The 12935-nt window shown below is 32.8% G+C and carries 9 protein-coding genes and 1 rRNA gene; 4 read left to right on the forward strand and 6 right to left on the reverse strand.

Annotation, left to right across the window (positions count from 1 at the left end; genetic code table 11):
- The first annotated feature begins 92 nt into the window (after positions 1-92).
- Positions 93-202: ribosomal RNA gene (gene rrf, locus BK054_RS11180) — 5S ribosomal RNA — on the forward strand.
- Between the two features lie 280 nt (positions 203-482).
- Positions 483-2414 carry a polysaccharide biosynthesis protein gene (locus tag BK054_RS11185; protein ID WP_058699471.1) on the forward strand — a complete coding sequence of 644 codons (1932 nt, stop codon included), beginning with the start codon at positions 483-485 and terminating at the stop codon, positions 2412-2414.
- Here BK054_RS11185 and BK054_RS18620 read toward each other — a convergent pair.
- From BK054_RS18620 to metK, 3 genes are all read right to left on the reverse strand, one after another.
- Positions 2411-3382 carry a MutS-related protein gene (locus BK054_RS18620; protein WP_232234263.1) on the reverse strand — a complete coding sequence of 324 codons (972 nt, stop codon included), beginning with the start codon at positions 3380-3382 and terminating at the stop codon, positions 2411-2413. The genes BK054_RS11185 and BK054_RS18620 overlap by 4 nt on opposite strands.
- A 72-nt stretch (positions 3383-3454) precedes the next feature.
- A complete protein-coding gene (locus BK054_RS18625; protein ID WP_232234264.1) occupies positions 3455-4060 on the reverse strand; it encodes a hypothetical protein in 606 nt (201 codons plus the stop codon).
- 129 nt (positions 4061-4189) lie between these two features.
- Entirely contained in the window at positions 4190-5482 is a 1293-nt protein-coding gene (gene metK / locus BK054_RS11195) for a methionine adenosyltransferase (protein WP_006259455.1), read from the reverse strand.
- Positions 5483-5938: 456 nt separating this feature from the next.
- Between metK and BK054_RS11200 the strand changes: the two genes are divergently transcribed.
- Together BK054_RS11200 and BK054_RS11205 are read left to right on the forward strand one after the other, a co-directional pair.
- Complete coding sequence (locus BK054_RS11200) at positions 5939-6583, forward strand: carbonic anhydrase family protein (RefSeq protein ID WP_058699472.1); 645 nt, start codon at positions 5939-5941, stop codon at positions 6581-6583.
- A gap of 4 nt (positions 6584-6587) precedes the next feature.
- On the forward strand, positions 6588-7238 hold the full coding sequence (locus BK054_RS11205; RefSeq protein WP_058699473.1) for a carbonic anhydrase: 651 nt from the start codon (positions 6588-6590) through the stop codon (positions 7236-7238).
- A 10-nt stretch (positions 7239-7248) separates the two neighbouring features.
- Here BK054_RS11205 and BK054_RS11210 read toward each other — a convergent pair whose 3' ends face one another.
- The 3 genes from BK054_RS11210 to BK054_RS11220 all read right to left on the reverse strand — a co-directional run bounded on the left by BK054_RS11210 (position 7249) and on the right by BK054_RS11220 (position 12910).
- A complete protein-coding gene (locus BK054_RS11210) occupies positions 7249-8418 on the reverse strand; it encodes an LETM1-related biofilm-associated protein (RefSeq protein ID WP_006259452.1) in 1170 nt (389 codons plus the stop codon).
- Between the two features lie 62 nt (positions 8419-8480).
- A complete protein-coding gene (gene rimK / locus BK054_RS11215; RefSeq protein WP_006259451.1) occupies positions 8481-9845 on the reverse strand; it encodes a 30S ribosomal protein S6--L-glutamate ligase in 1365 nt (454 codons plus the stop codon).
- A 530-nt stretch (positions 9846-10375) separates the two neighbouring features.
- Positions 10376-12910: an ATP-dependent Clp protease ATP-binding subunit gene (locus tag BK054_RS11220; RefSeq protein WP_006260846.1), complete on the reverse strand. Its 2535-nt coding sequence runs from the start codon at positions 12908-12910 to the stop codon at positions 10376-10378.
- Positions 12911-12935: the final 25 nt, after the last annotated feature.

Consider the following 12935-nt stretch of genomic DNA (forward strand, 5'->3'; position numbering starts at 1 on the left):
ACAAGGGGAGGGCAACTTTCTAAAGTATAGTTAAGTTTAAAATATCAATATAGTTAAAAATATTAGTTACGCTAATCGTGTAACAACCGATTTAAGGTGGTTATTGCAGCGGGGCTCACCTCTTCCCATTTCGAACAGAGAAGTTAAGCCCGCTAGCGCAGATGGTACTGCTAACCAGTGGGAGAGTATGTCGCCGCCTTTCTTTATAGAATCCCCAATCTCGTATGAGGTTGGGGATTTTTTTGTTTATATGTGTTTTATAATTGTGCTAATCCTTTAGGTTTTCGAAGGGATCATCTGTATATATTTACTATTTGTTAATTTTAGTGTAGTGTTAGTTGTTAATATGTTCATAAAGATTAAATAATCTAGGAAAAGGGTGAAGACACTGTATTTTCTAGTGAAGAGTAATAAATGTGACATTTTATGCATTATATTTGCATTTAGAAAAATTGTAATAATAGCTACCTAAAGAAAATCGTATGAATAATGCGCTGAAAAGACAGTTAAAGCGTGATACACCTAGGGGTATCATATTTGTAATAGACTTGTTGATTGTCTTGTTTACCTATTTTATATCTAACCTTTTGTTAACTAATTTTTTTGGTAATTTCTCTATCGAATTAATGTTAAAGAGAATACCTGTATTATTAGTTTGTTATATTGTTAGTTTTTTGATATTTAAACCTTTTAAAGGGGTTATTAGACAAACAAGTATAAAAGATATTGAGACTATTTTTACTTCTTGTCTGTTTTCAGGAGCAATCATGATGATTGTTAGTTCATTGCAACGTAATGAGTTTCTAGGGACTAGTTTTGAGCCTTATTTAAGATATTCCTATTCTTTTGTATTACTCCATTTATTCTTTACATCTGCGATGCTTATTTTGGCTCGTTTGTTTTATAGTCAATTTTATCGTAGTTATGTATTAGATGTTAGAAATCATAAACGCGTGATTATCTATGGTGCTGGAGATTCTGGTATTATTACTGTTGGTGCACTGCAAGGAGATACAAAAGTTAGAACACATATAGTAGCTTTTGTGGATGACAATAATAGTAAATCTGGAAATAGACTAGGAGGTTACAGAATTTATAATCCTTCTATTCTTGATGAGACTTATGTTACTAGTAATCGTATAGATGAAATTATTATCTCAATTCAAAATATCACTAGAGAAAGATTAAATGATATATCAGAGGTATTAGAGAAACTTCCTGTAAAGATTAAAATAATTCCACCAGCAACAGATTGGTTAGATGGTTCATATACAAATAAGCAAATTAAAGAGTTAAAGATTGATGATTTACTTGGACGTAAAGCAATACAATTAGATAACCCTATTATTGGTAAAGAGATTGATGATAAAGTAGTATTGATTACTGGAGCAGCTGGGTCTATAGGTAGTGAAATAGCTAGACAAGTAGCTCGATTTAATTTTAAGAAACTTATATTAGTAGATCATGCTGAATCTCCTTTATATGATGTGCAACAGACTATGGTTTCTAATAAATGTAATGACATTATCTATGTTGTTGGGAATATTAGGGATACAAAGAAGATGGAATCTTTATTTGAACTTTATAGACCTAATTTAGTATATCACGCAGCGGCTTATAAGCATGTTCCTCTAATGGAATCATTCCCTTATGAAGCTATTCATACCAATGTAAAGGGGACTAAAGTGATTGCAGACTTATCAGTTCAATTTGGAGTATCAAAGTTTGTAATGGTTTCTACAGATAAAGCTGTAAATCCTACTAACGTTATGGGAGCAACTAAGCGTGCTGCTGAACTATATGTATCTACATTAAAAGATAATGGTATTACAAGTTTTATAGTAACTCGTTTTGGGAATGTTCTTGGTTCTAATGGATCTGTGATTCCATTGTTTAAACGTCAGATAGATGCTGGAGGACCATTAACAGTAACGCATCAAGATATTACTCGTTTCTTTATGACAATTCCTGAAGCTTGTCAATTAGTATTAGAAGCTTCAATTATGGGGAATGGAGGAGAAATCTTTGTTTTCGATATGGGAAAATCTATGAAGATATTTGACTTGGCTAAACGTATGATACGACTGAGTGGTTATAGTTATCCTGAAGACATCGACATTAAGATTACAGGTCTGAGACCAGGAGAGAAGATCTTCGAAGAGTTACTCGCTAATGATGAGAATACGGTGAAGACACATCATGAAAAGATAATGATTGCAAAAGTACGTAATCAAGATTTAGATGTGGTAAAAGCGAATCTAGAGATGATGTGTAACTATGTGTGTGAGAATGAGGGACAGGATGATGTAGAGTACTTAGTGAAACAATTAAAGATAATCGTTCCAGAATTTAAATCTCAGAATTCAAGATTTGAATGCTTAGATGAAGAAATAGAAAAATGTTCAGTTAGCTAACTGAACATTTTTTTTGTGTTATATGCTAAATCTGTAATCTCAGTAGGAAAATCATTTAATTCTAATATTTTGATTGCATTAGTTGTTTGTGGTTGACCTAGCTTTAATTTGTAGTCAAAATGTAACTCATTGTTGACAATACTTTCTTGTAAGTATTGACATTGATAACCTTCTTTTTCTAGTAGCTCAATGAGTTCGATATCATGTGTAGATACTATAACTATATCTTTCTCTTTATTTAGATATTTAAGTATAGCATACGCAGCGGAGATTCTTTCTTTTGTATTAGTTCCTTTTAGTATTTCGTCTAATACATATAATTGTGGATTTGTAGTATTTGATTGTATTATGAAGTGCTTTATTTGTTTTACTTCTTGTAGGTAATAACTAGTGTCATTATGTAAGTCATCTGTTATTCGGATAGAACTGTTGATTTGGTAAAAGTTAGCTTTATATGATGTAGCGAATACATACCCTATTGTTTGAGCTAATATTGTATTTAAGGTCAATGCTCTTATGAATGTAGTTTTACCTGCCATATTAGAACCTGTTAGTAGCAGGCTTTTATTTTCTAAATGTATTGTATTACTTACACAATTTTCGATTAATGGATGGATTAGGTTTTCTATTTGTATTTCTTTGCTATTGTGGAATACAGGTTGACATAGTCGATTATTTGTTTGTAGAGAAGCTATTGAGATTGCTGTATCTATCTTTGCAATTGTTTCAAAAGAAGTTTTTAGCTCTTCTTTAGCATGTTGTGCTCTTAAAAGAAAAGATTCGAAGGTTATAACTTCGATATTAAGCATTATTTTTAGTAGTTCTATAGGGAACATTACTAATGTAGTTATCTCATCTTTAATAGCGCTGTCTGATGTGAAAAAATAGGTTAGTGTATTTAATTTGCGCAGTGTAGGTATAGCTTTTTTTGTTTCGGTAAAATTATATGCTGTAGATAACTTTTGCATCTTTAGTAACTGACTAGTTGAATTAAGAATATGTTTAAAGTTTTGTGTAGCACTTAGCTGATCATATTGCGCTTATTTATTTTTATAATGTAAGACCAAGTTGACACTAAATACCGGAAGTAATACTAGTATCCAGATTAAACTATGTAAACTTAATAGTAAAGAACTAATTGTAATGATATTCAATACATAAGCTAGTTTTAGTTTGAAACGGTTTATTGTGATGTTATGGGTGAATAGAGTGTGATAGTAGTATATACTTCTATTCGTTAAGGTACTTAGTAGCATTTGTACTTTTAATCTTTCATCACTGTCAGTTCTGAAGAAATTAATTGTTTGATCAAGGTCTCTTACTTCTTCTGGTGACTTAATCGTGTGCAGTTTGTGATATAAGTATTGTTGTCCTATTAAGGAGTGTGTTCTGTCTAGATAAGTAAACGTATCGTCTAAATCAAGATCTTGATTAATAGTTTTGCTAATTGTTTGATACGATGTATTATGACCTAATGCGTGATGGTATGATGCTATTTTGTCAAAATTAAAATCAGTTAATCCTTTTGGATGTCCCCAGCTTTCTTTTAATTTTTGAAGTTGAGCATTCCTTTTGTTTCTATTTCTTTTTTTATCAAAAAGAATATATAGTATCAGTAATATAAATACACCTAGAATCCAGTTCATAATTTTGGTTTAGTTAAGTAAATATAAACCAATTCTAGTAATGTGTATAAGAGAGGATTCTTCTTATAGGAAAATATAAAAAAAAGAGACTACCAACAGCAGTCTCTTTATATGAATTGGATAAGAATATTACAAGCTAAATTTAGCTTTGATATCTTCTACTCTGTCTAATTTTTCCCAAGTGAATAATTCTACTTCTACTTCTTTAGTTTCTCCACCAGGTCTAGTGAATACTTTTTTTACTACTTGAGGTTTGCGTCCCATATGTCCATAAGCAGCAGTCTCGCTATAGATAGGGTTTCTTAGTTTAAGACTAGTTTCAATGAAGTATGGTCTTAGGTCAAATAACTCACTAACTTTTTTAGCGATTTCACCATCAGTTAGATTAACATTGCTTGTTCCGTAAGTATTGATGTATAAACCTGTTGGTTTAGCAACTCCAATAGCATAAGAAACTTGAACTAATACTTCATCAGCAACACCTGCCGCCACTAGGTTCTTAGCGATATGTCTAGTTGCGTAAGCTGCACTACGGTCTACTTTACTAGGGTCTTTACCAGAGAAAGCACCTCCACCGTGAGCACCTTTACCACCATAAGTATCTACGATAATCTTACGACCTGTCAATCCTGTATCTCCATGAGGACCTCCAATAACGAATACACCTGTTGGATTGATTAAGTACTCTATTTCTTCATTATTCTCAAATAAATATTTGTATTGAGGATATTTATTTAAAAGACGAGTAATTAAGATCTCTTTGATGTCTTTCTCTATTCGTGCTTGCATTGCTTTCTCAGCAACTTCTTTAGCTTGAGCAGAGTTATCCGTTGGTTGAACGAAATCATCATGTTGAGTAGAAAGTACGATAGTAACAATTCTGATAGGAGTATTGTTATCATCATATTCTAATGTAACTTGACTTTTCGCATCTGGTCTTAAATAAGTAACTTCCGTATTTTCTCTACGGATAGCTGCTAATTCTTGTAGCAATTTATGAGAAAGGTCTAATGCTAGAGGCATATAGTCTTCAGTCTCTTTAGTTGCATAACCAAACATCATCCCTTGGTCACCAGCTCCTTGTTCTTCTGGACTCTTTCTGTCTACTCCTTGGTTGATGTCAGCAGACTGTTCGTGGATAGCAGATAAGATACCACATGAGTTAGCGTCAAACATATATTCACTCTTAGTGTAACCAATACGTTTGATTACCTCTCTAGCGATTTGTTGTACGTCTAAGTATGTTTTAGATTTAACTTCACCAGCTAAAACTACTTGTCCTGTTGTTACTAAAGTTTCACAAGCCACTTTAGAATCTTGATCGAACGCTAAAAAGTTATCGATTAAAGCATCAGAGATTTGATCAGCAATTTTATCTGGATGTCCTTCACTAACTGATTCAGATGTAAAGTAATAAGCCATAATAATTGTTTTTTTAAGATTTTAAAAATAGAGGAAATGGCTAAAGGGGAAGTATGAATTTCTGCTTTAGCATTTTTTACCGAGGTTGCAATCAGTACAAATTTTTCCTCCTGTTATTTATGGTGCAAATGTATTAACTATTTTGGTAATCAAACAAATATTTTTGTAATTTATATTTATGTTAACGATTGATGGTGTTTGTAAATAGATGAAATTTAAATGCTTATCGATAAGAACTGATTTGAAGACCTACTAATTTTATATCTCTGTATGGTTCATCTCTTTTTAACTCTTTTACATTGAAGAGTAAGATAAAGGTTAAGATATTAATTGTTAATTATTGTTTATGAATTATAGTATTAATAAAAATTACTTCAAAAAATAATAATACATTATATTTTATTGATTGTTTTGTATTTTTGCTATCAGTTTACAACTTAAATAAACAACAATCGAATGAGACTACACAACATAGAAGACCAAAAATTAGTTACACCAAAATTAGCTTTAGATTTCTTAGTGGAAGGAAATAAGCGTTTTGTAGAAAACTTAAAAGCACATAGTAATCTGTTAGAACAAGTAAACTCTACTAAAGAAGGACAGTTTCCATTCGCTATTATATTGAGTTGTATTGACAGCCGTACTTCTGCTGAGTTAATCTTTGACCAAGGATTAGGTGATATCTTTAGTGCTCGTATTGCTGGTAATGTATTGAATGAAGATATTATTGGTTCTATGGAATTTGCATGTAAATTAGCAGGTAGTAAACTTATCATGGTTTTAGGACATTCACATTGTGGAGCTATTACTGGAGCTTGTAAAGGTGCAAAATTAGGGCATTTAACTAATTTATTAGCTAAAGTAGAACCTTCAATAGAGTATGTAAAAGAGAATAATAAAAACCTTGATATAGAATCGAAAGAAGCAGTTGATTTAGTTGCTTATCACAACGTAGATCATACTATTGACCATATCTTAAGTAAAAGTACTGTTCTGAGTGAAATGTATCAAGCAGGTGAGATAGGAATCGTAGGGGCTTTTTATAAAGTAGAAACAGGTGAAGTGAACATTGTAAAAGAAATGTTTGTAGAGAAAAATTAAGACTATGGCACATAGTGATTTTTATAAGAAGATTCTAGATCGCAATAAGCAATGGGTAGAGGAGAGACTAACTGTAAATCCTAATTACTTCAAAAGACTTAGCGAAAAACAAACACCCCCTGTATTATGGATAGGGTGTTCTGATAGTAGAGTACCAGCTAACGAAATTATAGGAGCAGAACCAGGTGATGTTTTTGTACATCGTAATATTGCGAATATGGTAATACACTCTGACATGAATATGTTGAGTGTTCTAGATTACGCTGTTAATATTCTGAAGATTAAAGATATCATTGTTTGTGGTCACTATGGATGTGGTGGGGTACTAGCTGCAATGAAGAATGAGTCTTATGGTCTGATCGATAACTGGATTAGACATATCAAGACTGTCTATAGATTACACAATGTAGAGTTAGATCAGATAGATGATGAAGTACAACGATTTAATCGTTTTGTAGAGCTAAATGTACAAGAGCAAGTGTATGATTTAGCAAAAACATCAATCGTACAAGAAGCTTGGTCTCGCAATCAAGAACTTGGAATACACGGATGGGTATACGGTCTTAACTCTGGTTATGTAACAGATTTAAATGTAAACTTGATGAGTAATCAAGATCTAGACGAAGTATACCAACTTCGATTTAGAAAGATATAGTTTATATTCGTTACTGCTCTGTATTTTCATTAAATGAAGAGGGGAGTAATGATGGGATAAACTTTAATAAAATAGGTAATAATATACCCCCTCCAGGTAAAATAAAGATAGCAAGAGAAGGGATGGTTTTAATAACTTCTATAGTTTGTTTTTTGACCATCTTTTTTTCTTCTTTATTTAAATCTCTATGTGTAGAATCCACTAATAACTTCATTAGTTGGGTGTTCTTCTGTAATTCATTTACTAGCCTAGTTTTGTTTCGCGTTAGTAATAGCTCGATATAGCTTGTAGAGTTTTTGATTACATTATCAAATAAGTTGCTTGATTTGTAATAATGGTAATCATATTTATTTTTAACCAATACTATCGAAAAGTAAAATATACTCTCTTCTATCATCGTCTGTGAATAAGGAATAGACAAGAATGGCTCTTCCTCGAAGTTAGGTAGTATAATTTCTTGTACATCGTTTTTCCATGAGTTACATACGATGTAGTCTATCATAAAGTTTGCCTCGAAGCTACTTATAGGAGTATTCGGTTTTATAGAATCAATAGCTGCGCTGTTATTAGTTTTGTCTAAAAAGTCTATTAGTTGTAGGTCTTTTTTGCTTAACTCCTCTTTATTTCTTTTAACAGATAATGTTATTTCTTTTAATTGTTCTACCGTGTGTTGTATAAAGATTGTCGGATCTGTTTTTTCATTGATATAAGCCTCGAATGCTAGTATATCAATGAATAATAGAATCATATTTAGTACAAAATCATTGTTTTTTGATTGAGAAAAGAAATGTTCTTTACATCTGATAGAAAAGATATTTTCTAGTTTGTTATAAGGGTTTTTTTCTTCAAAGAATGAAGAGAATATATTGCTCTTATGAGGAATGAATACTTCGTAAAACTCTATGAGCTTATCGATGAAATTCTGTTGATTATCCCCATTGTTATATATATAATAAATCTTTTCTAAAAGCTGTAAGTAGCAGATCTTAGAAAGTTCTTCTTGTGTGTATTTAAAGTTTTTATAAATACTTGGTAATTCATCAATATCAATTATTCCATAACTGAATCCTATTCTTCTAATCTGTGTTGAAATCTCATGACAATTCTGAGTAGAGAAGATTTGATAGTCTAGGTGTTCTGTAAAGTATTTTTTGATCCAGCCGTTAGTAGATGGGTTCATAGCTTGTATTGATTTAAAAAGAATAAAAGTGGTGATGGTTAGATCACCACTTTTTTATAATATTACCATTTTACTTGTTTTTCTATCGCTTTAATCATCTCTGAAGCAATATCTTTATTTGTAGCACCTTCTATTCCTTCTAATCCAGGAGAAGAGTTTACTTCTAGTAGAAGAGGGCCTTTAGCAGAGCGAATAATATCTACTCCAGCTACTTTTAGGTTCATAGCTTTAGCAGCTTTGATTGCTATCTTTTTCTCTTCTGGTGTTACTTTGATTACAGATGCTGTACCACCTAAGTGAATATTAGCTCTAAACTCACCAGGTAGGGCTTCGCGTTGTATAGCTGCTACAACTTTTCCGTCTACCACGAAGCAACGTATATCCTTACCATTCGCCTCTTTAATAAACTCTTGAACTAAGATGTTTGCATTAAGACTTTTGAATGCATTGATCACACTTTCTGCTGCTTTTTTCGTTTCTGCTAGTACTACACCTTTACCTTGTGTTCCTTCTAATAATTTGACAATAAGAGGACTTCCTCCCACCATCTTTATTAAATCATTAGTGTCTAAAGGCGAGTTAGCAAAACCAGTAGTAGGAATGTCTACACCGTTATTTAATAATAACTGAAGAGAAAACAGTTTGTCTCTTGATTGTGCTATCGCTGCAGCACTATTTAAACTATATACTTTAAGAGATTCGAAATGTCTAGTTAACGCACATCCATAATAGGTCATACTTGGTCGTATACGAGGTATCACTGCGTCAAAATCATTTAGAACTCGCCCACCTCGATAGTGTATCTCTGGTTGGTTAGCATCTAGTTTCATATAACAGTATTTCAGATTTAAGAAGTGCATTTCGTGACCTCTTAATTCTCCTGCTTCTATAATTCTTTTATTGCTGTATAGTTCTGGGTTACTAGCTAATAATCCTATACGCAGACCTTTCTTCTCTGTTTTTGGTTTAGTATAGTATTCTTCTAGTTTCTCTGTTGTTGGTTGACCTAGTAAGAAGTGTTTTTCAGGATCTACAAGTACACGTCCTCCCATAGCTTCTCTTCCTAATAGCATTCTATATCCCATAGAATCTCTATTAGTCAAAGTCAGTTCTATCACCCAGTTTGTATCCGCAATGGATATTTCTGTTTGGATTACGTATCTAGATTCTCTAGAGCCACTAGAGCTCTTCACGATTCTTTTATCTATTACCTTAGATTCACAGTGGATAACAGTTTTTCCATTGTTTTGCAGAGGATTGACATCAAATTTGACCCACTTTTCTCCCTCTTTTTCAAAAGGAACAATGTTTATAGCATGTAACGCAGATGTCTTAGCACCTGAGTCAACACGCGCTTTAATAGCAGGGATATTTAAAGTAGAAAAAGAACACCATTCTTCACTACCAACAATAACTTTGTCTAACATATATTAATAATAATCTAATGCGAATGTAGTGTATTAAAGATAATGCTTTTACACGAGATAGAAAAAAAAGTAAAATTTAATGATTTTACAACATATTGATGCCACTTTAGAGAGAATACGTGATAAATAAACTTGTTAAGTGTTTGATTGTTTATGTTTTATAATAAAATATGGATCGTAGTTAGAGCAGTAAGGTGCTAAGAGTGGAAGAAAATAATCCAATCAAAAGGTAAAAGAGTAGGTATGATGCAGTGTAATAGCTTGGATTTAAGAAGATAAAATATAAGGGCTTAGCTTGCACTTTCTTGAGGTTTGCTAGGGGTATCCTTGGGGTTTACTAGGCAAAAAGCGGGTTTTGTCGAAGGAATGTCCTAGAATACTCCTAGAAACCCTAAAGCAACTTAGAACAAAATAAAGAAAAGTAGAGTCTAGAAGGGAAGGGAAATAGGCGAAGTAAGGGAATAAAAAAAGAGAATATCCTTTAAGGATATCCTCTTTTTATTGACTTCTTCTTGAGAGAAGAATGTTTATTATTTTGCTATAATTGCTATTTCTAATGCATCTTTAGCTTCGTTAAGTTTCATCTCGATACTGTCACCTAACGTTATTTTTGAATTTACAATCTCCTCTGCTAGAGGATCTTCGATATACTTCTGAATCGCTCTTTTAAGAGGTCTTGCTCCATATTGTTTATCAAAACCTTTTTCGGCAATAAAGTCTTTTGCGTCTGGACTTAATGTTAATTCATAACCAAGGTCAGTAATTCTTCTAAACAATTTCTGAAGCTCTATGTCTATGATTAAGTCTATATGATTTCTTTCTAAAGCGTTAAATACAATGATATCATCTATTCTATTTAAAAACTCAGGTGCAAAGGCTTTTTTCAGCGCATTTTCTATCACAGATTTAGAATGTTGATCCGTTTGTTCCTGTCTAGCAGTGGTGCCAAAACCTACTCCTTGTCCAAAATCTTTTAACTGACGTGCTCCGATATTAGAAGTCATGATGATAATCGTGTTTCTAAAATCAACTTTTCGTCCTAAACTATCTGTTAGATGTCCATCGTCAAGTACTTGTAGAAGCATATTAAATACATCTGGATGTGCTTTTTCGATTTCATCAAAAAGAATCACGCTATAAGGTTTTCTTCTGATTTTCTCTGTTAACTGACCACCTTCTTCATAACCAACATATCCTGGAGGCGCTCCTACTAATCTAGAGATAGCGAACTTCTCCATGTATTCACTCATGTCGATACGGATAAGAGCATCTTCAGAGTCAAACATTTCTTTAGCGATTACTTTAGCTAATTGTGTCTTACCAACTCCTGTCTGTCCTAAGAAAATAAAGGAACCAATAGGTCTATTAGGGTCTTTTAATCCAGCTCTATTTCTTTGGATTGCTTTCGCTATTTTACTAACGGCTTCGTCTTGACCAATAACCTTACCTTTGATTAACTGAGGAAGATTAGCAAGTTTAGTGATTTCTTTTTCTGCAATTCTATTTACAGGAATGCCTGTCATCATTGAAACAACGTCAGCAACATTCTCTTCAGTAACCACTATTCTGTTTTCTTTTACTTCTTGTTCCCAGTTTTCTTGAGCTACAGCTAAGTCTTTTTCTAGTTGTTTTTCATCATCTCTTAAACGAGCAGCCTCTTCATACTTCTGTTTTTGTACCATTTCATTCTTTTGCTCCTTAGTATGTTCTAGTTTTTGTTCTAGTTCAAGGATATTATCTGGTACATTGATATTAGTGATATGAACACGAGAACCTACTTCATCCATAGCATCGATAGCTTTGTCTGGTAAGAAACGATCACTCATATATCTGTTCGTTAGCTTAACACATGCTTCGATAGCTTCATCAGTATAAGTAACATTATGGTGGCTTTCGTACTTGTCTTTAATATTGTTTAAGATCGTAATTGTTTCGTCTACAGTAGTAGGTTCTACGATTACTTTTTGGAAACGACGTTCTAAAGCTCCATCTTTCTCGATATGCTGTCTAAACTCATCTAATGTTGTAGCACCGATACATTGGATTTCACCTCGAGCTAATGCAGGTTTGAACATATTAGATGCGTCTAGTGAACCCGTAGCTCCACCAGCTCCTACGATAGTATGTATCTCATCAATAAATAAGATAATATCATCATTCTTCTCTAGTTCATTCATTACAGCCTTCATTCTCTCTTCAAACTGTCCTCTGTATTTAGTACCCGCTACAAGACTAGCTAAGTCAAGAGTTACGACTCTCTTGTTATATAAGATACGAGATACTTTTTTCTGAACAATGCGCAGAGCTAATCCTTCCGCTATAGCAGATTTACCTACACCAGGTTCACCGATTAGTAGAGGGTTGTTCTTCTTGCGTCTACTTAGAATTTGAGATACGCGTTCTATTTCTTTTTCACGCCCAACTACAGGATCTAGCTTGCCATTCTCAGCCATTTCGGTTAAATCTCTACCAAAATTATCTAATACTGGAGTTTTACTTCTCTTAGATGTTTTAGCTGTAACATTGTCATTACTGTCAGTACTTTTACTGTCATCTTGGCTTGCATCGTCAAAAGTTTGTGCTTTTGGACTTTCGAATAAATCATCAGAAGAGTCTTTTTGAGCCTCACTAGTATTTAAATACGCTTGTTTCACAGCTTCATAATCCACCTTCATCTTATTTAAGATTTGTGTAGTAGGATCATCGCTATTTTTTAGAATACAAAGCAACAAGTGAACAGTGTTTATCTCTGTACTTTTGAATAGTTTTACTTCTAAGTATGTAAGTCTTAATGCGCGCTCAGCCTGTTTTGTGAGGTGCAATTGTAGTTTGTTACTCAGCAGTTCTTTATTATGAGAAGCAGGGTTTAATGTTTCTATTTTGTGACGTAGAAAATCAACATCTATGTCCAGGTTATTTAAAATATTAGACGCTTCACCTTGTTCCACTTTTAATAGTCCTAGTAATAGATGTTCAGTACCGATAGAGTCATGACTAAGCCTAATAGCTTCGTCTTTGCTATATGAAATCACATCTTTTACTTCTTGTGAGAAATTATCATCCATTTTTCAATTCAAATTAGGTGAATAT

The sequence above is a fragment of the Myroides sp. ZB35 genome, from assembly GCF_001865835.1.
Lineage (GTDB): Bacteria > Bacteroidota > Bacteroidia > Flavobacteriales > Flavobacteriaceae > Flavobacterium > Flavobacterium odoratimimum.